This window comes from Streptomyces sp. NPDC046335 (assembly GCF_055587985.1).
The window spans coordinates 110,602-132,403 of record NZ_JBVJFF010000008.1; the positions used below are offsets into that span (position 1 = coordinate 110,602).

A 21,802-nucleotide genomic window follows, 5' to 3' on the forward strand; every position below is an offset into this window, starting at 1 on the left:
CACGAGCCTATCCGCCATCCGGGGTGGATTCGTCCGGCGGTTCGCCGCCGGAGTGATCGGCCGCCACAGCAAGCGGAACATAGCGTTCCGCGCCTGGGGGCGGCTCTCCGAGCAGCAGACGTTCGAGGTCGGCGCGGTCCGGGAGGTCCCGGGGGCGGGCGGTCTCTCCGCTGCGTACGTAGCAGAACGCGGCCTTCACCGACTCCGGGGGGACACCTTGCTGCTCGGCCCAGGCGAGGCGGTACACGGCGAGCTGGAGGGGGTCGGCGCTGCGGGTGCGGCTGGTCTTCCAGTCGACGATCTCGTACGTCACGTCGTCGCCGTCACCCTCCTTGTAGACGGCGTCGATGCGCCCCCGGATCACGCGGCCCGCGATGACGAACTGGAAGGGGACCTCGACGCGGTAGGGGGTGCGGCGGGCGTACTCGGTGCGCTCGAAGGACTCCTTGAGTGCCTCGAGGTCGCGCTCGTCGGCGATCTCCGCCTCGCCGGGCTCCCCGCCCGGCAGGTCCTCCGGGCCGAGCATCGGCAGCGGCAGCTCCTCGAAGCGGGACTCGACCCAAGCGTGGAACCGGGTGCCTCGGCGGGCCGCGGGCTGCGGCGGGCGCGGCATGGGGCGAGCGATGTCCTGCGCGAAGCCGTCCGGGTCGGCGGCCAGCCGCATCAGCTCGGACGCGGTGAGCGAGGCGGGCACGGGGACGTCCCTGACCGCCGCGCGGGCGCGCAGGAGCTCTCCGGTGAGGGCGTCGAGGTCACGGTCCCAGGAAGCGAGGGTGCGGGCCTCCTCCGGGGTGAGGCGGGTGCCGGGGCCCGCCGGGGCCGGTTCGGCGCCTGAGGCGCGGTCGGCGGGGTGCGGGCGGGCTTCCGGGGGCGGCGCCTGGTGGGGCACGCGCGCGTGGGCGGGGCTGTTTCCCACCCCTGGAGCTGCCGCCGGATTCCGCGCCGGGGCCTGGACATGGGCCGCCCCGTCGTCCGCCGGGTGCGGGAGCGTCGGGCGCTCCGTCGCGAGGTCGTCCCAGTCCACCGCGTCGAGATCGGCGTCTCCGTGGACGGCGTCCTCGTAAAAGGCCTCTTCGTGGAGCGCTTCTTCGGGGAGCGCTTCTTCGTCCTCCGGGGGCGGCGGCCACTCCGGGTCGTCGGCCGGGGGCACGTCGTCCTCTGCCGACGGGTGGGCCTCCGCGTGGGAGCGGGCGGGCTCCGGCACGCCTTCGCGCGTGAGGCGGTCCAGGTGGTCGAGGACGGTGCGGGCGGCGGCCCGGCGGCGGGCCAGCGCGGCGTCGTCCAGGGGCAGCGGCCACGCCTGGTCGGCGGAGGCCTCGTGCAGGGCGGGGTTCTCCTCGTCCTCGGCCGGCTCGTCCGCCCAGGCCTCGATCTCGCCGTGGCCCGCCGCGCAGTGTTCGTACAGCGCCTGGAGGAAGTCCGAGGGGCCGCGCGGCTTCTTCTGGGAGGGCCCCCACCAGTGTCCGGAGCCCAGAAGGAGCGAGCGGGGGCGGGTGAACGTCACATAGCCCAGGCGCAGCTCCTCGGTGCGCTGGTGGTCCTTCATGGCCTCGTGGAAGGCCTTCATGCCCTTGGCGTCCCACGCCTCGATGTCGGGCAGCGTGGCCGCGTCGCCGCGCAGCTCGTGCGGGACGACCTTGGCCTGCGCGGTCCACTTCTCGCGGCCCTGCCCGCTGGGGAAGGTGCCGTTGACCAGGCCGGGGACGGCGACGACGTCCCACTCCAGGCCCTTGGAGCGGTGGGCGGTGAGCACCTTAACAGTGTTCTCGCCGCCGGGCAGGGCATTGTCGAGGCCCTTCTCGTACTGCGCCGCGGTGCGCAGGAAGCCGAGGAAGGCGAGCAGGGTGGCGGAGTTTTCGTTGGCGGCGAAGGAGGCGGCGACGTCCAGGAAGTTGGAGAGCGTCTCGCGGCGGCGGGCGGCGAGGGCGCCCGGCGACGCGGAGAGCTCCACTTCGAGTCCTGTGACGGCGAGCACGCGGTGCAGGACGTCCATCAGCGGGTCGGACAGCGACCTGCGCAGGTCGCGCAGCTCGGCGGCGAGCCGGGCGAAGCGGACCCTGGCGTCGGCCGAGAAGGGCAGCCCGTCGTCGCCTCCGGAGGAGGCGCCCGCGTCCAGGGGCGACTCCAGGAACGTGTCGAGCGCGTCCGCGAGCGATATCACCTCGGCCGGGTCGACGCCCTCGACGGCCTCGGCGAGGCGCCGGTCGGGGTCGTCGGGGGCGGTGTGCCCGGGGCGGACGAGCATGCGGGCACGGCGGCCGAGCAGGGCCAGGTCACGGGGGCCGATGCGCCAGCGCGGGCCGGTGAGCAGCCGCACGAGCGAGGCGTTGGCCCCCGGGTCCTGGAGGACCTCGCAGACGGCCACGAGGTCGGCCACCTCGGGGAGGTGGAGGAGCCCGGAGAGGCCGACGACCTCCACGGGGATGTCGCGGGCCACCAGCGCGCCCTGGATCTCGGCGAAGTCGGTCGCCGTGCGGCACAGGACGGCGATCTCGCCCGGGGCCTTGCCGGTGCGCACGAGGTGGGCGATCGAGTCGCCGAGCCAGTCGATCTCCTCGGCGTGGGTGCGCAGCAGGGCGCAGCGCACCACGCCGTCGCGCTCGGCGCCGGGCGCGGGCCGCAGGGCCTCCACGCCCGCGTGCATCGCGCGCAGGGGCTCCGCGAGGCCGTTGGCCAGCTCCAGGAGCCGGCCGCCGCTGCGGCGGTTCTCGCTGAGCGCGTGGCGGGCCGCGGGGCGCCCGTCGGCGTACGAGAAGTGCTCGGGGAAGTCGTCGAGGTTGGCCACCGAGGCGCCGCGCCAGCCGTAGATCGCCTGGCAGGGGTCGCCGACGGCGGTCACGGGGTGGCCCGTCCCGCCGCCGAAGAGACCGGACAGGAGGACGCGCTGGGCGACCGACGTGTCCTGGTACTCGTCGAGGAGGACGACGCGGAACTCGTCCCGCAGGATCTCGCCGACCTCCGCACGGGTGCGGGCGAGCGTCGCGGAGAGGGCGATCTGGTCGCCGAAGTCGAGGAGGTCCCTGGAGCGCTTGGCCGCGCGGTAGTGCCCGACGAGCTCGGCGAGCTCAAGGCGGGCGGCGGCCGTCTCGGGGACCTTGCGCAGGTCGGGGTTGGTGAGCTTGGCGCCGTCCAGGGCGCGGAGCAGCTCCGTGTCGTACGCCCGGAGGCGTTCCGGGCTCGTGAGGTGCTCGGCGAGCTCGCTGTCGAGGGCGAGGAGGTCGCTGACGAGGTCGGGGAAGGAACGGGTCAGCGCGGGATAGGGACCGGGGGCCTCGCGCAGCACGCGCGCGGCGAGCTGGAAACGGGTGGCGTCGGCCAGCAGGCGGGAGGTCGGCTCCAGGCCGATGCGCAGGCCGTGGTCGGTCAGCAGCCGGCCCGCGAAGGCGTGGTACGTGGAGATGACCGGCTCGCCCGGGGAGTGGTCGGGGTCGGCGCGCGGCGTCGTCGAGGGGTGGTGGCCGGGCGGGGGTCCTGCCGGGGCCAGGCCCTCGGGGTCGGTGACCCCGGCCCTGATCAGCGCCTGCCGGACGCGCTCGGTGAGCTCGCCCGCCGCCTTGTTCGTGAACGTCAGGCCGAGGACCTGCTCGGGGGCGACCTGGCCGGTGCCGACCAGCCACACCACGCGCGCCGCCATCACCGTCGTCTTGCCCGAACCGGCTCCGGCCACGATCACCTGCGGGGCGGGCGGCGCGATGATGCAGGCCGTCTGCTCCGGGGTGAACGGGATGCCGAGGAGCTCTTTGAGCTGCTCGGGGTCGGTGATACGAGGTGGCACGTCAGAGAGGCTAGCGGTGGCCACTGACAACCGGGGCGGACCCGGCTGCGGACGGCCACCGCCCGCTCATGCGAGGCGTGGGGTCAGGAACCCGAGGCCAGCTTCTCCGGGTCGACGACCTCGCCGGCCGGCGGAGCCTTGACGTCGACGGTCTTGCCGTAGTCGCTGAAGGTCACGGTGCCGGGGCCGTCGGCGCCCTTGTTCACGACCTTCAGGAAGTACGGCTTGCCCTCCATCGCGACGTAGAAGGTGGTGGTCTCGTCGCCCTTCTTGCGGGTCAGGACGGCCGCCTTCGCGCCGCCGACCTCGGAGTCGTCCCCGCGCTTCAGCTTCTTGAGATTCTTGTTGCTGAACATGTCGTCGGGGTTGCAGATGGCCTTGCCGCCCTTGTTGGGCTGCTTCACCCAGCGGCCCTTGAGGAGTTCGGCGGTGGAACCGCCGCCGCTGCTCTCCCAGAACTTGTCGTCGGCCTTGGTGTACGAGGCGTCGCCCGCGGACAGGAACTCGGCCTTCCCCGTCTTGGCCGAGCCCATCGTGCCCTTGCAGTCGCCGGACTCGGCGACCGCGAACTCGATGTCGCTCACCTCGCCCTTCTGCTTCATCTGGCCCTTCATCCGGTAGGACCCGGCGTCCTTGGAGGCCTTGGACGCCTTCTCGGCGATCTTGTCGGCGCTCATGCCGTCGAAGGGGTCCGAGTCGCCGCTGTCGCTGCCGCAGCCCGATACGCCGATGACGGCGGCGGCACAGACGACGGCCACTGCCAGGAGCTTCCGGTTGGCTGCCATATACGCGTACTCCTCAAAAAGGTGCGCCAGGGTCGGCACACAGCAAGTTCTTACCGTGACTTTAATTCGGCCATGTGGGTGCTGTGTCCCCCGGGGCTACTCCACGACGTGACGGCCCTCCGGCCGTGCGCTGCACGAGGCGCGGAACGAGCAGTGTGTGCAGTGCTGGCCCGCGGTCGGTGTGAAGCGCTCGTCGAGGACCTTGCCCGCGGCCGTCGCGAGCAGGTCGCCTATCCACTCCCCCGAAAGGGCCTGCTGGGCCTGCACCTTGGGGAGGGAGTCGCCGCCGTTCTTCTTGGCGGCGCCCTGGCGGAGCTGCACCAGTTCCGCGCCGCCCGGTTCCGGTCGTACGCCTTCGAGGACGTCGTCGGCGGCGCCCTCGCGGAGCGCGAGCTGGTAGACCGCGAGCTGCGGGTGGCGGGCGACCTCGGCGGCGGTCGGCGCCTGCTTGCCTGTCTTGAAGTCCACTACGTAGGCACGGCCTTCCGCGTCCTGTTCGACGCGGTCCATCGAGCCCCGTACGCGCACTTCGTAGGGACCCGCTTCGAGGGTCACGTCGAAGCCGTGCTCGCTGGCCACGGGGGTGCGGCTCGCGCGGTCCATGACGTGCCACTGGAGGAAGCGTTCGAGCGCCACGCGCGCGTGCTCCTTCTCCTGCGCCGACTTCCACGGCGCGTCGAAGGCGAGCGCGTCCCACACGGAGTCGAGGCGCTCCATGAGGACCGCGAGGTCGGCGGGGGTGCGTCCGGAGGCCACCTCGTCGGCGAGGACGTGCACCACGTTGCCGAAGCCCTGGGCGGCGGTCGAGGGCGCGTCCGCCTTCACCTCGCGGCCAAGGAACCACTGCAGGGAGCAGGTGTTGGCGAGCTGGTCGAGCGCGCTGCCGGAGAGCACGACGGGCTTGTCGCGGTCCCTCAGGGGGACCTCGCTCGCCGTCGGCTCGTACATGCCCCACCAGCGGTAGGGGTGTGCGGACGGCACGAGGGGCCTGCCGTCCGCGTCGCTCAGCGCCGCGAGCCGGGCCAGGCGCTGGGCCGCCGCCTCGCGCAGGGGCTCGGAGACGCGCGGGTCGACGGTGGTGGCCCGCAGCTCCGCCACCAGGGCGGCGACCGACAGGGGGCGGCGCGGCCGTCCCGTCACGTCCTTCGGCTCGACGCCGAGTTCGGTGAGGAAGCGGGACGGCTGGTCACCGTCGGCGGCGGGTGCCTTGACCGCGGTCACGACGAGGCGTTCTCTCGCGCGCGTGGCGGCCACGTAGAAGAGCCGGCGTTCTTCGGAGAGGAGGGCTCCGGGGGTGAGCGGCTCGGCGAGGCCGTCGCGCCCGATGCGGTCGGCCTCCAGGAGGGAGCCGCGGCGTCGCAGGTCGGGCCAGAGGCCCTCCTGGACGCCCGCGACCACGACGAGCCGCCACTCGAGGCCCTTGGAGCGGTGGGCCGTCATCAGGCGTACGGCGTCAGGGCGCGCCGCCCGGCGGGTGAGGGTGTCCGCGGCGATGTCCTGCGCCTCGGTCTCCTCCAGGAAGTTGAGGGCGCCGCGGCCACCGGTGCGTTCCTCGGCGCGGGCCGCGGCGGCGAACAGGGCGCAGATCGCGTCAAGGTCGCGGTCGGCGTTGCGTCCCGCCGCGCCGCCGCGCCGGGCGGCGCGTTCGAGGCGCCTGGGCCACGGTGTGCCGTCCCAAAGCTCCCACAGGGCCTCCTCGGCCGTACCGCCGCCCGCGAGATGCTCACGGGCCTTGCGGAGCAGCGCGCCGAGGCGCTGGGCGCCACGGGCGTACGTGGGGTCGTGCGCGACGAGCCGCTCCGGCTCGGCGAGGGCGCGGGCAAGGAGCTCGTCGGAGGGCGGCGGCACGTGGTTGCCGGCCGCCCGCTCCTCCTCGCGCAGGGCACGGCCGAGCCGACGCAGATCGGCGGCGTCCATCCCGGCGAGCGGCGAGCTGAGCAGAGCCAGCGCGGTCTCGGTGTCGAGCCAGGTGGGGGTGGTGCGGGGGGTGCCCGCAGCTTCGGCGACGCCCTCCGGCCCGGCTTCGGACTTCCCCCCAGCTTCAAGCTCCGCAGCACCTTCCATCCCGGGAGCGGCACCAGGCTCGGCCTCGGCGGCTGCGCCATCAGGCCCGGCTTCGGGCCCCGAGGCGCCTACCAGCCCAGGCCCGGCTTCGGGCTCCGACGCGGCCTCGGGCGCAGGCCCGGCTTCGGCGGCGGCGACGGCCCCGGAGGCACCAGCCACGTCAGGGGCGGCTTCGGGCTCCCGCCCGCCCTCGGGCCCTGATGCGGCTTCAGGCTCCGGCCTGGCTTCAGGCTCCGGCCCGGCCTCCGGCTCTGACGCGACGTCCGCCCCAGGCCCCGCTCCAGCCCCCGCTGCCGCCTCCGGCTCTGTCTCCGACAGCACTGCCGTGGCCACCACCCGCAGCGCCGTCAGGAGTGGTGTCACCGCGGGCTCGTGGCGCAGGGCTATGTCGTCGCCGTCGATCTCCAGGGGGACGCCCGCCGCGCTGAGGCTGCGGCGGACCGCGGGGATCGTGCGGGCGCCGGCGCGGACCAGGACCGCCATGTCGCCCCAGGCGACGCCGTCCTCCAGGTGCGCGCGCCGCAGGATGTCCGCGATGTTGTCCAGTTCCGCACCGGCCGTCGGGTACGTGTACACCTCGGCCCGGCCGCCGTCCCTGACCGGCGTCAGCTCCCGGTGGGCCCGCACCTTCTCCGCGGGCAGCCTGGTCAGCGGCATCCGGCGGGTGAGCAGCCGGGTGGCGGCGAGCAGCTCCGCGCCCGACCTGCGCGACGTCGTCAGGACCTCGACCGGTGCCGGATCGCCGTCCGCGCGCGGGAAGTCGTACGGGAACTCCAGGATGCCGTTCACGTCGGCGCCCCGGAAGGTGTAGATCGACTGGTCGGGGTCACCGAAGGCGACGAGCGTCCGGCCCGCGCCGTCACCGTCCTCGCTCCGCGCGCGCGGGGAACGCCGCGGCCCCTGGTTCCCGGCGAGCGCGTGCAGCAGCCGCACCTGCGCCGGGTCGGTGTCCTGGTACTCGTCCACGAAGACCGCGTCGTACTGCGCGCCGAGTGCCCGCTCCACCTCGGGGCGGTGTGCGAGCAGCACCGCGCGGTGGACCAGTTCCGCGTAGTCGAGCGTCCCCTGGAGGTCGAGCACGTCCAGGTACTCGGCGAGGAAGGCCGCGGCGGCCCCCCAGTCGGGGCGGCCGCTGCGGCGGGCGAAGTCGTCGAGGGCGGCCGGCCCGAGGCCCAGCTCACGGCTGCGGGCGAGCACGGCACGCACCTCGTCGGCGAAGCCGCGGGTGGTGAGGCAGGCCCGCAGCTCGTCGGGCCAGCGGACGTGGCCACGGCCCTCCTTCGCCAGGTCGATCTGGCCCGCGAGCAGCTCACGTACCGCCACGTCCTGCTCGGGACCCGAGAGGAGCCGCAGCGGCTCCACGAAGAGATCGGCGTCCTGGTGGGCCCTCACGAGGGCGTAACAGAAGGAGTGGAATGTCGTGGCCTGCGGGGCACGCGCCTGACCTATGCGCAGCGCCATGCGGTCGCGCAGTTCGACCGCGGCCTTGCGGCTGAAGGTGAGGACCAGGATCCGCGCGGGGTCGGCCCCGCGGGCGATGCGCGCGGCGACGGCCTCCACGAGAGTGGTGGTCTTGCCCGTGCCGGGACCCGCGAGGACGAGGAGCGGTCCCGCCCTGTGGTCAACCACCGCGCGCTGACCTGCGTCCAAGCGAGGGGGCTCCGTCGGAGCCGGCGGCGTACGCACCAGCCGGTAGGCACCCGGGGGCCCCTGTCGTACCTGGTGGTGCGACGGGTGCTGAAGGTGCCGAGCGGAAGAAGGGGAGCTCACGTGGGTCGCCGGTCCTGGTGGGTGTGCTGGTCGAAGAGCGGCTTCACGGTGGCCGCGGGGTGACGGGGATGTGTGCTGTCGACGCTACGCCAGTGCGTGCGGGGGACGCGTGGCTTCCCCCGTACGGGTCACCGGTCCTCCGCCGGGCCTCCCGATGCCGGAAGCTGTCAGATGTGAGCCTCCGGAGCCTGCGGACGAGCGATCCCTGCGGCGTGGCCCTCCGCGGCATCGCCGCCTTCGGCGTCGCTTTCCGCAGCGTCGCCCTCCGCGCCGCCGCCCGCGAGGCCGCCCGTACGACGTCGACCGGACGCCTCGGCGTCACCGACCGGCGCGACATGTGTCACATGCACCACATCCGTCATATTCATCACATCCACCACGCCCGTCACCTCGCCCCCGTCCCACCGCGCCCGCCGCATGTCGAGCTTCGGCACATGCCCCTGGGCGGCGCGCGAAGCCTCGCGCAGGGGCGTGCCCTCCGCGCGGTACCGGTCCAGGGCCCGCAGCTCGCTGCCCGGCAGCAGCACGCCGTCCGAGCGCACGACACGCCACCACGGCACGCTTCCTCCGTAGAGCGCCATCACGCGCCCGACCTGGCGCGGGCCCCCTTCCTGGAGCCACTCGGCGATGTCCCCGTACGTCATCACGCGGCCCGGAGGGATCAGCTCCGCGACCTCGAGGACCCGCTCCGCGTACTCCGGAAGCTCGGGTGCGGCATGGTCGGACGGCACCCGTCCCGTTCTGCTCTCCTCGCTCATCCGGCCCATCCTGCCGCACCCCACCGACACCGGGGACGGCCCGCGAGGGAGCGTGCGGCAGCGCGTCCGAGGGAGCGACAAGTGTCGTTTCGTGACCACTTCGCGTCCTTGCGTTGCCCCCTGATGCCCCCCTGTAGTGATCCGGCATGCCACCATCGTGCGGGCGATGACTGGTGATACGAGATCAAGAAGAGACGACGGAGCGGCAGGGCGTGCATCCCGATGAGAAGGCGGGCACCTCTGCGTCCGAGTCACACCCGGACACCGGTGACCCCAGCCCGAAGACCGACGGCGACATCGGGATCGACGCCGGCTTCGACCCCGGCATGGACGGCGAAGGAGCCCACACCGACCGCGTGGAGCGCGACGAACCGCTCCTCTCCGCGCGCGTGCACCGCCCTTCCGACCTCATGCGGCTGCTCGTCGGCGTCCTCGCCGTCGTCGTGCTCCTCGCGATCGCCGCGTTCGCGCACGGCACGACGTCCGGCCTCGAACAGGACATCGACAAGGGGACGGAGCAAGCGCCCGACCTGCTGATCAAGGTGGCGGGTCTGGTCGCCAGCATCGGCGTCCTGCTCGTCCCCGTCGCCTTCGCGATCGAACGGCTGGTCAAACGCGACGGCCTCCGCATCGCCGACGGTGTCCTCGCCGCCGTCCTCGCGCACGGCGTCACCCTGGCCACCGACCTCTGGGTCGCGAAGGCCGCCCCCGGCTCCATCCAGGACGCCCTCACCAAGCCGTCCCCCGCCGACCTCCACGCGTTCACCGACCCGGTGCACGGCTACCTCGCGCCCGTCATCGCGTACATGACCGCCGTCGGGATGTCGCGCAGACCGCGCTGGCGCCTCGTGCTCTTCGTGGTGCTGCTGCTCGACGCGTTCACCATGCTCGTCACCGGCTACACCACGCCGTTCTCGATCCTCCTTACGGTGCTCATCGGCTGGACCGTGGCCTACGGCACGCTCTACGCGGTCGGCTCGCCGAACGTACGGCCCACCGGGCAGACGCTCCTCGCGGGCCTGCGGCACGTCGGCTTCCACCCCGTCAGCGCCGCCCGTGAGGAGTCCCCGGACAGCGAGCACGGCGACCGGGGCCGCCGCTACTTCGTCACCCTGGAGGACGGCCCGCCCCTCGACGTCACGGTCATCGACCGCGAGCAGCAGGCGCAGGGCTTCTTCTACCGCGTCTGGCGCAGGCTCACCCTGCGCGGCATCACCCAGCGGCGCAGCCTTCAGTCGCTGCGCCAGGCCCTGGAGCAGGAGGCCCTCCTCGCCTACGCGGCGATCGCGGCCGGCGCCCACGCGCCCAAGCTGATCGCCACCTCCGAGCTCGGCCCCGACGCGGTGATGCTCGTCTACGAGCACACGGGCGGCCGTTCGCTCGACATGCTGGACGACGCGGCGATCACCGACGACCTGCTGCTGGAGACCTGGCGGCAGGTGCAGGCGCTGCAGTCCCGGCGGATCGCGCACCGCAGGCTGGCGGGCGACGCGATCCTGGTGGATCGTTCCGGCACGGTGATCCTCACGGACCTGCGCGGCGGCGAGATCGCCGCGGGCGACCTGGTCCTGCGCATGGACACCGCCCAGCTCCTCACCGCCCTCGGCCTGCGCGTGGGCGCCGAGCGCTCGGTCGCGACCGCCGTCGAGGTCCTCGGCCCCGACGCGGTGGCCGACTGTCTGCCGCTGCTCCAGCCGATCGCTCTCACCCGCTCCACCCGCGGCACGCTGCGCAAGCTGGCCCGCGAACGCTCCCAGCGCGAGCGCGAGGCGGTCCTCGAAGCCTCCCGCAAGTCCCGCCAGAGCGTCCGCGCGGACGTCGCGGAAGACACGGACGTACGCACGGACAAGCAGGCCCAGAAGCAGGTGAAGCAGGCCGCCAAGCAGGAGCGGCAGGCCGAGAAGCAGGCCATAGACGAAGCCCTGGAACAGGCCCGCGAGGAAGACCTGCTCACCCAGATCCGCCACCAGGTGCTGCTCATCCGCCCGACGGCGCCCGTAGAGCCGGCACAGCTGGAGCGGATCAGGCCCCGCACGCTGATCAGTTTCATCGCCGGAGCCATCGGCGCGTACTTCCTGCTGTCGCAGCTCACCCACGTCGAGTTCGGCACGCTGTTCCAGGAGGCCCAGTGGGGCTGGGTGGCCGCGGCCGTCGGCTTCTCCGCGCTGAGCTACTTCGCCGCGGCGATGAGCCTGCTCGGCTTCGTGCCGGAACGGGTGCCGTTCCTGCGGGCGGTGGCGGCGCAGGTCGCCGGGTCGTTCGTGAAGATCGTGGCACCGGCGGCCGTCGGCGGTGTCGCGCTCAACACACGCTTCCTTCAGCGCTCGGGCGTCCGGTCCGGGCTCGCGGTGGCGAGCGTCGGCGCCTCGCAGCTCTTCGGCCTCGGCTCGCACATCCTGCTGCTGCTGATCTTCGGCTATCTGACCGGGACGGAGAAGACACCGTCGTTCACGCCGTCCCGGACCGTCATCGCCGGTCTCCTCTCCGTCGCGGTGCTCGTGCTCGTGGTGACGGCCATCCCGTTCCTGCGGAAATTCGTCGTCACGCGCGTGCGGTCGCTTTTCGCGGGTGTCGTGCCGCGCATGCTGGACGTCCTCCAGCGCCCCCAGAAGCTGCTCACCGGCATCGGCGGCATGCTGCTGCTCACCCTCATGTTCGTGCTCTGCCTGGACGCGTCGGTGCGGGCGTTCGGCAGCGAGGAGATGACGACGCTGAGCCTCGCGAGTGTCGCCGTGGTCTTCCTCGCGGGCAACGCGCTGGGCTCGGCGGCCCCCACCCCCGGAGGCGTGGGCGCGGTCGAGGCCACGCTGACCTTCGGCCTGATCGCGGTCGGCGTGCCCAAGGACGTGGCGGCCCCCGCGGTGCTGCTCTTCCGGCTCCTGACCCTGTGGCTCCCGGTGCTCCCCGGATGGCTGTTCTTCAACCACCTCACAAGGAAGGGGCTGCTGTGACACACCCCTCCTACGGAGGCACCGCGCCCGAAACGGCCCCCTCGTAGACGCACCGCGTCCGAAGCGGCCCCTTCGTAGAGGCACGGTTCCTCACCCGCACGGCCCGCGCCCCGAGCGCCCCGTAAGGAGCCGCCGCAGGATGGGCACATGCTCACACGGACCCAGCCACGCGCCACCGCTCTGGCCACAGCCCTGCTCCTGTCCTCGACGCTCGCGGCCTGTGGCGGCGACTCGGAGGCCAAGGACCAGGACCTGTCGAAGCAGAAGCTGAGCTGGAAGGACTGCCCGTCGCCCAGCGCCTCAGAGGGCGGAGGTGACGCCCCGTCCCCGCTGCCGGGCGGGGCCGAGTGGCAGTGCGCCACCATGAAGGCGCCCCTGGACTGGTCGGAGCCCGAGGGCGACACGCTCGACATCGCGCTGATCAGAGCCGCCGCCAGCGGTGCGAAGGACAAGCGCATCGGCTCGCTGATCTTCAACTTCGGCGGGCCCGGCGGCTCGGGCGTCACCACACTGCCCGCCTTCGGCGAGGAGTACGCCAAGCTGCGCACCCGCTACGACCTGGTGAGCTTCGACCCGCGCGGCGTCGGCCGCAGCGCCGGCGTCAAATGCGAGAACGACGAGCAGCTCGACGAGTACTTCCAGCAGGACGCCACACCCGACGACGAGAACGAGCGCAAGAAGCTCATGGCCAACGTCAAGGCCTTCAACGACGCGTGCGAGGAGAACTCCGGCCGTACGCTCCCCCACGTCCGCACCACCGACGCCGCCCGCGACATGGACCTGATGCGGCAGGTGCTCGGCGACGACGAGCTGCACTACTTCGGCATCTCGTACGGCACCGAACTCGGCGGCGTCTACGCGCACCTGTTCCCCGACAAGGTGGGCCGCGCGGTCTTCGACGCCGTCGTCGACCCCACCCAGGATGCCGAGCAGAGCTCGCTGGGCCAGGCCAAGGGGTTCCAGCTCGCGCTCGACAACTTCGCCGAGGACTGCGCCTCCCAGGACGAGTGCCCGGTCGGCGACTCGGCGAAGGACGTCAAGGACCGGATCGCGAAGCTCCTCAAGGACCTGGACGACAGGCCGATCAGCGGCATCCCGCCGCGCGAGCTGACCCAGACCGCCGCCACCAGCGGCATCGCGCAGGCCCTGTACTCCAAGGACTTCTGGCCGTACCTCACCCAAGGGCTCGAAGAGGCCTACGCCGGCGACGGCAGGGTCCTGATGGCGCTCGCCGACTCGATGAACGGGCGCAACGAGGACGGCAGGTACAGCAACCTCCAGGCCGCGAACGTCGCCATCAACTGCGCGGACGACAAACAGCGTTACTCCACCGAGGACGTCGAGAAGAAGCTCCCCGAGTTCCGCGAGGCCTCCCCGCTGTTCGGCGACTACCTTGCGTGGGGCATGACCAGCTGCACCGACTGGCCTGTCGACGGCCAGGCCGACCACCCGGACGTGGGCGCCGACGGCGCGCCGCCCATCATCGTCATCGGCAACACCGGCGACCCCGCCACGCCGTACGCGGGCGCACGCGAGATGGCGCGGGCCCTCGGCGAGGACGTCGGCGTCGAGCTGACGTACAAGGGGCAGGGGCACGGGGCGTACGACAGCAAGGACCCGTGCGTACGGAAGAACGTGGACGGCTACCTGCTGGACGGGACGGTCCCGAAGAGCGGAACGGTCTGCTCCTGAGATTGGGTCACTGTCAGTGGCCCCGCCTACTATGGCTTGACTGTCTTACAAGGGGGGGAAGCGCGCTATGCAGCGTTTCGTACGGTCCGTGGCCCTGGCCGCCGTCGGCGTGCTGACGGCGGGGCTCGCCGTCGGCTGCGGCGGCTCGTCCGACGACGGGGAGGACGACGCGAAGAACCCGTCGGCGTCCGCCCCGGACCCGGGGCCGAAGCCCGACCCCTCCTCCACCCTGCCCGCCTCGCTCACCTCGCAGAAGCTGGACTGGGACCGCTGCGAGGCGCCCGAAGGCGGGACGGCGCCGGGCTCGGGATGGCAGTGCGCGACGCTGAAGGTCCCGGTGGACTATGCCGAGCCGGACGGCGACACGATGGGCGTCGCCCTGATCCGCGGGCGTACCACCGGCGAGGGCAAGCGCATCGGCTCCCTGCTGTTCAACTTCGGCGGCCCCGGCGGCTCGGGCGTCTCCGGTCTGCCCTCCTTCGCCGACATGTACGGCTCGCTGCGCGAGCGGTATGACCTGGTGAGCTTCGACCCGCGCGGGGTGGCGGCCAGTGAGGGCGTGCGGTGCCGCGACGACAGGGCGACGCAGGCCGCGGAGCAGAAGGTCGACCTCACGCCGGACACCGCGGCCGAGGAGAAGACGTACTTCGAGGACGCCGCGGACTTCGGCGCCGGCTGTGCGCGCGGTGCGAAGAAGGTCATCGGGCATGTGTCGACGGTCGAGGCCGCCCGCGACATGGACCTCATGCGTCAGGTCCTCGGCGACGAGAAGCTGCACTACATGGGCGTGTCGTACGGAACCGAGCTCGGTGGTACGTACGCGCACCTGTTCCCCAAGCGCGTCGGCCGCCTCGCGTTCGACGCGGTGGTGGACCCGAGCGCGGACTCCGTGGGCCACGCCAAGAACCAGGCGAGGGGCTTCCAGCGCGCCCTCGACAACTACTTCAGGTCCCGCGGCCAGGACCCCGAGAAGGGCACGGCGAAGATCGCGAAGCTCTTCGAGAAGCTCGACGCCGAGCCGATGCGTGCCTCCGGCAGCAGGAAGCTGACGGAGTCGCTGGCCGGCACCGGCATCCTGGTCACGCTCTACAGCAAGCAGACCTGGCCCACGCTGACCCGCGCCCTCGATGACGCCGACAAGGGCGACGGTTCGTCGCTGCTCCAGCTCGCCGACGCGTACAACGAACGCGACCCCTCCGGGCGGTACAGCACGCAGAGCCACTCGCAGCGGGCCATCTCCTGCCGCGACGCCAAGGCGCGGACGACTCCCGCCCAGGCGAAGAAGCGCCTCGGCGAGTTCCGGGACATCTCACCGGTCTTCGGGGAGTTCCTGGGCTGGGACACGGCCGGCTGGTGCTACGAATGGCCGGTGGCGGGGCTGCACGACTCCCCCGAGGTGAGCGCCCCGGGCGCCGCCCCGATCCTGGTCGTCGGCAACACCGGTGACCCCGCCACCCCCTACGAGGGCGCCCGCAAGATGGCGGACGAGCTGGGCAAGGGCGTCGGCATCCATGTGACCTGGAAGGGCGAGGGCCACGGGGCGTACGGCAACGGCAGCGACTGCGTGGACGACACGGTCGACGACTACCTCCTCAACGGCAAGGCCCCGAAGGACGGCAAGGTCTGCGAGTCGTGAACGCGAGGAGGGGCCCCGCACCGTCAGGTGCGGGGCCCCTCCTGTGCCACGTTCAGTTACCTGTGCCGCGTCCAGTCAGTAGATCGGCTTCTCGGGCTCGATCTGGTTGACCCAGCCGATCACGCCGCCGCCCACGTGGACCGCGTCCGCGAAGCCCGCGGACTTCAGCACGGCGAGGACTTCCGCACTGCGGACACCCGTCTTGCAATGCAAGACGATCTTCTTGTCCTGCGGAAGGCTGCCGAGCGCGGACCCCATGAGGAACTCGTCCTTCGGGATCAGCTTGGCACCGGGGATGGAGACGATCTCGTACTCGTTGATCTCCCGGACATCGATGATCTCGATGTTCTCGCCGTCGTCGATCCACTCCTTGAGCTGCTTGGGAGTGATCGTCGAACCGGCCGCCGCCTCCTGGGCCTCCTCGGAGACGACGCCGCAGAAGGCCTCGTAGTCGATGAGTTCGGTGACGGTGGGGTTCTCGCCGCAGACCGCGCAGTCGGGGTCCTTGCGGACCTTGACCTGGCGGTACTGCATCTCCAGGGCGTCGTAGATCATCAGGCGGCCGACGAGCGGCTCGCCGATGCCCGCGAGGAGCTTGATGGCCTCGTTGACCTGGATGGAGCCGACCGACGCGCAGAGCACGCCGAGGACGCCGCCCTCGGCGCAGGACGGGACCATGCCGGGCGGCGGGGGCTCCGGGTACAGGCAGCGGTAGCACGGCCCGTGCTCGCTCCAGAAGACGGAGGCCTGGCCGTCGAAGCGGTAGATCGAGCCCCAGACGTACGGCTTGTTGAGCAGCACGCACGCGTCGTTGACCAGGTAGCGCGTGGCGAAGTTGTCCGTGCCGTCGACGATCAGGTCGTACTGGCTGAAGATGTCCATCACGTTCTCGGCCTCGAGCCGCTCTTCGTGGAGGATCACGTTCACGTACGGGTTGATGCCGAGGACCGAGTCCTTGGCGGACGCCGCCTTGGAGCGGCCGATGTCCGCCTGGCTGTGGATGATCTGGCGCTGCAGATTGGACTCGTCGACCTCGTCGAACTCGACGATGCCGAGCGTGCCCACACCGGCCGCGGCCAGGTACATCAGCGCCGGCGACCCGAGGCCACCGGCGCCGACACACAGCACCTTGGCGTTCTTCAGCCGCTTCTGCCCGTCCATCCCGACGTCGGGGATGATCAGGTGGCGGGAGTACCTGCGGACCTCGTCGACGGTGAGCTCAGAGGCTGGCTCGACCAGGGGTGGCAGCGACACGGGGACTCCGTTGGTCGGTTGTGCGGAACGGTTGTTCTGCACGTAACACTGCCACGCCCTTCTTCATTCCGAGATACCTGTTCCGATACGCGAGACGATCTCGTCCCAGTAGCCGGGCAGGGACTGCCAGGGGTCGTTCCGGCCGTCCCCGTCGACACGGTCGGTGAAGTAGATCGTCGAGGCACCCTGCCAGCGCGCGATGCGCAGTGCCTCCTCCAGGTGTCCGCGCGGCATGCCGTGCACGAAGTGGCAGAACCGCTCGGGCGGATACTCGGCCGTCCACTCGGCCACCTGCGACCAGCGGTAATCGCTCCAGGGCCCGGTGAAGGTCACCAACTGGTCGCCCGTCTCGGCGTATCCGGGATACGGATGCGTCCCGTGGCCGAGCACGATGTGCGCGTCGTCGACCAGCGTCCGCAGCGTGGCGACGGTCCGCCGCACCTCCGGAAGCCCGGCGCGCTCGGTGGGGCAGCGGTCGAGCGAGTAACCGTCCACCCGGTACCAGTCGAGGTAGCGGTGGGCGTCGGAGACGAGCTCCCCGAAGCCGCGGGCGCCGTACCTCAGGTCGAGGTGGCCGAGCACCCGGATGCCCGCGTTCCGCAGGCGGCCCGCCGCTTCCAGGCAGTGCGGATCGGGCCGCTCACCCGGGCCGTTGGCGACATTCAGGACAACCCACTTCACCGGGGTGCCCGGCCGGGTCAGCTCCGACCATTCGACGGGGGCGACGAGGGGGTGCGCGAAGCCCGGGATGCCGAATCCCACGCGGATGTCGGTGCGGGCGGCGCTCGTGGCGGTCCTGGTCAGATGCGGCATGCGGCCTCCATCCAGATGTCGGCGAGTGACTCCTCCAGGTTGATGCGGGGCCGCCAGCCGAGCCGGTCGCGGGCGGTGCGCACATCGGCCTGCTGCCAGCTTCCGCAGCCGTCCGGGTACGGGTACACGGCGGGGCCGCCGTGGTCCGGCTCGCTTCGGGGGTGGCCGATGACGGCCCGTACGGGCACCTGGTCGAGTTCGTGCAGGGCTCCGCCGTACCCCGCGACGCGGGCGAGCACGGCGGCCGCCTCGCGCAGCCGTACGGCACGGCCCGCGCCGATGTTCACGACGCCCTGCGCGGCGGAGAGCGAGGCCGCGTGCACGGCCCTCGCCACGTCGCGTACGTCGACGAAGTCCCGCTGCACACCGAGGCCGCCCAGCTTGAGCTCGCCGTCCCCGGACTGCATCGCCCGGCGCATGGCCTCGGCGAGCCGCCCGAGCGGCGAGCCCGCGGGCGTGCCGGGCCCCGCGGGCGAGAACACCCGCAGGACGACGGCGTCGAGCCCGGAGCCGAGCACCAGCTCGGTGGCGGCCAGCTTGCTGACGCCGTACGGCCCGCCGGGCCTCGGCACCGCGTCCTCCGCGGTCGACGACCCCGGCTGGCTCGGGCCGTACTCGGCGCCGCAGCCCAGCTGCACCAGCCGTGCCCCGCAGCCGCTGCGCCGCAGGGCCTCGCAGATGGTGGCGACGGCGACGGTGTTGTGCCTGGTCAGCTCGCGGGCACCGCCCCGGGTCGCGCCGGCGCAGTTGATCACTACGCCCGGGTGGACGGCGTTCAGGAACCGGGTGAGCGCACCTGGGCTGCCGCTGGCGAGGTCGAACCGTACGTCCGAGTCGTCGCCGCGGCCGAGCGCCGTGAGCTGCACCGCCGGGTCGGCGAGCAGCCGGTCGGCGACGAAGCGGCCGAGGTATCCATTGGCTCCGATCAGCAGCACTCTCATCGGGCGCCTCCCGGGGTGGCCGCTCGCGGGCGGAGGCGACTGCGGGTGGTCATCTGGCTTTCTCCTTCGGGATGGTGCCGTGGATCACGGGGTAAGGGGCCCGCGGTGTCGGCCCCGCGGGAGTTGTCGTGGCCGGTGGGCCGGCTCACGGCGCGATGCCGGAGCGTGCGTGGGCCGAGGCCAGGGTCAGGGTTCTCGCCGCGTGGGCCAGCAGGACGAGGGCGGCGGCACCGCACGCGGCGGCCGGTACGACGCCGGGTCCCCAGGAGTCGACGGCGGCGGTGACGGGCTCGGCCAGGACGTCGCAGCCGGGCAGCCGGCCCGCGAACACCAGGGCGAGCGCGGTGACTTCGCAGGCGCCCGCCGCCGCGAGGAGCAGGGCCGGGGCGCGGTGGAAGCCGTGCACGGCGAGCAGGCGCGCGAGGAACAGCAGCGCGCCGAGCGCCCCGGCCCCGGCGAGCCCCGGGCGGGATTCGCCGAGCACCGCCCAGGCCGCCGCGAGCAGCCCCGCGAGCGCGCCGAGGAACAGCGTGACCACGCCGAACAGCAACGGGCGTACGGAGGCGGTGAACTCGTCGAGGCCGCGGCTGGCGCGGAGCCGCCGTCCGGCCCGTACGGCGAAGAGCCGGGCGCACCAGGCCGCGGGCGCGACGGCGCATGTCAGGGCGAGGACCGGCGCGACGGCGGGCGGCTCCCAGAGGTCACGGAGCCCGTCGGGACCGCCTGAGAGGGCGCCACGGAGCAGTGCGTCGCCGAGCAGTCCGTACGCGATGAGCCAGCACGCCCACACGCGTGTGGGCGTGACGAACCGACGCGGCCACGCGCGCGTGGCCGACGCCCGGCGGGTGGTGACGCGCAGCGGTCCGCGCCGCAGGGCGCACCGCAGCGCCAGGGTCACGGCGAGCGCGCCGCCGAGCACCACCGCGAGCCGGGCGGCGCCCTCGCCCACCCGCGGCGCGGCCACCGTCGCCGCGCATGCCGCGCCGCCGGGCAGCAGTGCGAGAAGGGCCCATCCGCGCGCCGCTTCCGGCCCATGGCGTACGTCGGCTCCGGCGCCGGAAGGGGCGGCTTCTGTGTCGTCGTCGCGGGGCACGCGCGCGTACATCTCCTCGGCCAGCGAGAACACGTCCCGGTGGCGGTAGCGCGCGGCAGCCCGGTCACTCAGGCCGCGCGCCTCCAGGCCGGCCGCGATCTCCAGCGGGTCGACGGCGCGTGCGCACAGCTCGTGGTGCTGGTGCATGAGCGCCTTCACGGGGTCGGCGGCACCGCGGCGCGGGGCCTTGCCGGGACTCCCGGCGCGCCGCCCGGCGTCCGGGGAACCCGGCGCCTGCGAGACCCCCGCCGGGGGCCGCCGTGCGTCGACCGCGCCGCCCGTACCCTCCGGGCCCGTCATACGGTCGCCCCCTTCAACTGCTCGCGCTCGTCGTCCTCCCGCTCGGCCCAGCTGGGCACCCCGGCCGGTTCCGGGGCGGACGCCGAGCTCGCCCAGCGGCCCGGCACGTGGGCCTCCGCCGGGTTGGCGAAGGGCACCGGCTCGCCCGTCTCGTCCACGGCGTCACGGCGCACCGGGCAGTGCGAGACGATCTCCAGGTAAATGCCGCGAAATGCCGCGACGTTCTGCTCGACGGTGAAGAGTTCGAGGGCGCGCGCCCGCGCAGCCGCGCCCAGGCGTTCGCGCCGCGCGGGGTCGCGCAGGAGCGCCACGCACGCCTCCGCGAGCGCCCGCGGGTTGCGCGGGGGCACGACGAGTCCCGTACCTCCGATGACCTCCACGACCGCGCCGACGTCCGTGGAGACAGTCGCGCGCCCGCAGAACATGGCCTCGACCAGGCTGATCGGGAAGCCCTCGACGACGCTGGAGAGCACCACCACACCGCCCGCGGCGTACGCGTCGGCGAGGTCGGGCACCTCGGGTCCGCCGATCTCCTCGAAGGAGACGGGGTTGTCGCCGACGGCATGCGCGCCGTCCGCCTCGTCGGGGAAGAGCTGTGCGGCAAGCGCCCGGCACTGCGCGAGGTACTCCTCGGCCTCGCGGCCCTCGGCCGGCGCCCCGACGATCCGCAGGCGCGCCCCGGGCTCCGCCGCGCGGACCTCGGCGAAGGCGTGGAGCAGCGAGATCAGGTCCTTGGCGGGCTCGACGCGGCCGACCCAGAGCAGCGGGCCGGGGCCGGCGGCAAGGTCGTCGTAGCCCCGCTCGCCGATCTCGGCGAAGCGGTCGGCCGCCATGCCGGGGTGGACCGTGCGCAGCTTGGCCCGGTCGGCGCCGCACCGCTCCTGCCAGCGCCGGACGTGCGTGTTGCCCGGGGTGATGAGCGCGGCCTCGCGGTACACCTCGGCGGCGAGGCGGCCGTGGAAGGAGGCGAGCAGGGCCCGCGCCGGTGCGCCCAGGTCCGTCCCGCCCGCGGCGAGGTAGTGCGCGCGCAGTTGCACGCCGTACTCGGTCACGAGGAGCGGCACTCCCGCGAAGTGCTTGGCGAGGAGGCCGGGCAGCGCCGCCGGGCCGCCCGCCGTGGCGTGGCAGAGGTCGGCCGAGCCGAGCGCTTCGTCCTCGTACCAGTCGAGGGAAAGCGGCCGGAGCGCCCGCTCCATGTGCCCGGCGGCGGCGAGCAGGTCGGGCACGCGGGCGGCGCGGGCGGTCCGCAGTGCGCCGGGCGCACGGCAGGCGCGCTCCAGCGCGCGCACGGCCACCTCGGAGCGCAGGGCGTCTACCAGGCCGCCCTGCGTACGGGCCAGCTCGGCGAGCCCGTACAGCGCGTTGCTGAAACGGTCCGCCATGTCGTCGGAGCCACCGGAGCCGGAGCCTGCGCCGGGGCCCGTGCCCGAAGCGGAGCCCGCCCCGGAAGCGGAGCCCGAGCCGGAAGCGGAGCCCGAGCCCGAACGGGAGCCGGAGCCCGGGTCGTCGCCGCGGCACACCACGTCCGCCAGCTCCGAGAAGCACTCCAGGAAGCGCCGCCGCGCCCTGCGCCCCCGCCCGCCCCGCGGACCGGCCCCATGGAGCGCCCGGTCGTCGGCGGTCCAGAGCGGTGCCGTCCGCACCCGGGCGACGTTGGGCGGCAGTTCGACGCGCCCCCGCGCCTCCTGGCGCTCGCTGCGGCTGAGCGCGTAAACGTCGAACTCGTGCTGTTCGAGACCGCGTACGAGCCGGTCGGACCAGAGCCTTGCCTCACCACTCAGATACGGATAGCCACCCTCCGTAAGCAGCGCGACGCGCACGAGTGCACCCCCGATCTCCCGTTTGGGGAGCCGCCGTTGGTCCGGCGGCTCGCAGCGGGACGAACGTATGCGGTCATGGCGGTGGCGCGACGGACGGTTGTCCATCGCGCCACCAAAAGGGGTGAACGGTCGTAACTTTCTCGGGCCGGT

Annotated in this window: 12 protein-coding genes; 3 read left to right on the plus strand and 9 right to left on the minus strand. The window is 73.0% G+C overall.

Annotation, left to right across the window (positions count from 1 at the left end; all coding sequences use genetic code 11):
* Window positions 1-7: 7 nt before the first annotated feature.
* The 4 genes from ACZ6JY_RS20700 to ACZ6JY_RS20715 all read right to left on the minus strand — a co-directional run bounded on the left by ACZ6JY_RS20700 (window position 8) and on the right by ACZ6JY_RS20715 (window position 9,152).
* Window positions 8-3,775 carry an ATP-dependent helicase gene (locus ACZ6JY_RS20700; protein ID WP_469197444.1) on the minus strand — a complete coding sequence of 1,256 codons (3,768 nt, stop codon included), beginning with the start codon at window positions 3,773-3,775 and terminating at the stop codon, window positions 8-10.
* A gap of 83 nt (window positions 3,776-3,858) precedes the next feature.
* Complete coding sequence (locus tag ACZ6JY_RS20705) at window positions 3,859-4,560, minus strand: hypothetical protein (RefSeq protein ID WP_469197445.1); 702 nt, start codon at window positions 4,558-4,560, stop codon at window positions 3,859-3,861.
* 96 nt (window positions 4,561-4,656) lie between these two features.
* A complete protein-coding gene (locus ACZ6JY_RS20710; RefSeq protein ID WP_469197446.1) occupies window positions 4,657-8,394 on the minus strand; it encodes an ATP-dependent helicase in 3,738 nt (1,245 codons plus the stop codon).
* Window positions 8,395-8,561: 167 nt separating this feature from the next.
* The gene (locus tag ACZ6JY_RS20715) at window positions 8,562-9,152 is read right to left on the minus strand and encodes an MGMT family protein (RefSeq protein WP_469197447.1); all 591 of its coding nucleotides are present in this window, start codon (window positions 9,150-9,152) and stop codon (window positions 8,562-8,564) included.
* A gap of 173 nt (window positions 9,153-9,325) precedes the next feature.
* Here ACZ6JY_RS20715 and ACZ6JY_RS20720 point away from each other — a divergent pair, with 173 nt between their 5' ends.
* The 3 genes from ACZ6JY_RS20720 to ACZ6JY_RS20730 all read left to right on the plus strand — a co-directional run bounded on the left by ACZ6JY_RS20720 (window position 9,326) and on the right by ACZ6JY_RS20730 (window position 15,431).
* Window positions 9,326-12,103 carry a lysylphosphatidylglycerol synthase domain-containing protein gene (locus tag ACZ6JY_RS20720; RefSeq protein WP_469197448.1) on the plus strand — a complete coding sequence of 926 codons (2,778 nt, stop codon included), beginning with the start codon at window positions 9,326-9,328 and terminating at the stop codon, window positions 12,101-12,103.
* 147 nt (window positions 12,104-12,250) lie between these two features.
* Window positions 12,251-13,795, plus strand: coding sequence for an alpha/beta hydrolase (locus tag ACZ6JY_RS20725; RefSeq protein WP_469197449.1), 1,545 nt, complete (start codon window positions 12,251-12,253; stop codon window positions 13,793-13,795).
* Window positions 13,796-13,862: 67 nt separating this feature from the next.
* On the plus strand, window positions 13,863-15,431 hold the full coding sequence (locus ACZ6JY_RS20730; RefSeq protein WP_469197450.1) for an alpha/beta hydrolase: 1,569 nt from the start codon (window positions 13,863-13,865) through the stop codon (window positions 15,429-15,431).
* A 75-nt stretch (window positions 15,432-15,506) separates the two neighbouring features.
* Here ACZ6JY_RS20730 and moeZ read toward each other — a convergent pair whose 3' ends face one another.
* From moeZ to ACZ6JY_RS20755, 5 genes are all read right to left on the minus strand, one after another.
* Window positions 15,507-16,685: an adenylyltransferase/sulfurtransferase MoeZ gene (moeZ, locus tag ACZ6JY_RS20735; RefSeq protein WP_469197451.1), complete on the minus strand. Its 1,179-nt coding sequence runs from the start codon at window positions 16,683-16,685 to the stop codon at window positions 15,507-15,509.
* A 63-nt stretch (window positions 16,686-16,748) separates the two neighbouring features.
* A complete protein-coding gene (locus ACZ6JY_RS20740; protein ID WP_469197452.1) occupies window positions 16,749-17,498 on the minus strand; it encodes a spherulation-specific family 4 protein in 750 nt (249 codons plus the stop codon).
* On the minus strand, window positions 17,486-18,439 hold the full coding sequence (locus tag ACZ6JY_RS20745) for an NAD-dependent epimerase/dehydratase family protein (protein WP_469197453.1): 954 nt from the start codon (window positions 18,437-18,439) through the stop codon (window positions 17,486-17,488). The genes ACZ6JY_RS20740 and ACZ6JY_RS20745 overlap by 13 nt, the downstream gene beginning before the upstream one ends.
* Window positions 18,440-18,584: 145 nt before the next feature.
* Entirely contained in the window at window positions 18,585-19,832 is a 1,248-nt protein-coding gene (locus ACZ6JY_RS20750) for a hypothetical protein (RefSeq protein WP_469197454.1), read from the minus strand.
* Window positions 19,829-21,757, minus strand: coding sequence for a DUF3492 domain-containing protein (locus ACZ6JY_RS20755; protein ID WP_469197455.1), 1,929 nt, complete (start codon window positions 21,755-21,757; stop codon window positions 19,829-19,831). The genes ACZ6JY_RS20750 and ACZ6JY_RS20755 overlap by 4 nt, the downstream gene beginning before the upstream one ends.
* Between the last annotated feature and the right edge of the window lie 45 nt (window positions 21,758-21,802).

Coding starts and splice junctions, on each gene's coding strand:
- ACZ6JY_RS20740 (WP_469197452.1), bottom strand. CDS start 17,498: ATGCCGCATCTGACCAGGACCGCCACGAGCGCCGCCCGCACCGACATC.
- ACZ6JY_RS20755 (WP_469197455.1), bottom strand. CDS start 21,757: ATGGACAACCGTCCGTCGCGCCACCGCCATGACCGCATACGTTCGTCC.
- ACZ6JY_RS20725 (WP_469197449.1), top strand. CDS start 12,251: ATGCTCACACGGACCCAGCCACGCGCCACCGCTCTGGCCACAGCCCTG.
- ACZ6JY_RS20750 (WP_469197454.1), bottom strand. CDS start 19,832: ATGACGGGCCCGGAGGGTACGGGCGGCGCGGTCGACGCACGGCGGCCC.
- ACZ6JY_RS20745 (WP_469197453.1), bottom strand. CDS start 18,439: ATGAGAGTGCTGCTGATCGGAGCCAATGGATACCTCGGCCGCTTCGTC.
- ACZ6JY_RS20705 (WP_469197445.1), bottom strand. CDS start 4,560: ATGGCAGCCAACCGGAAGCTCCTGGCAGTGGCCGTCGTCTGTGCCGCC.
- ACZ6JY_RS20730 (WP_469197450.1), top strand. CDS start 13,863: ATGCAGCGTTTCGTACGGTCCGTGGCCCTGGCCGCCGTCGGCGTGCTG.
- ACZ6JY_RS20715 (WP_469197447.1), bottom strand. CDS start 9,152: ATGAGCGAGGAGAGCAGAACGGGACGGGTGCCGTCCGACCATGCCGCA.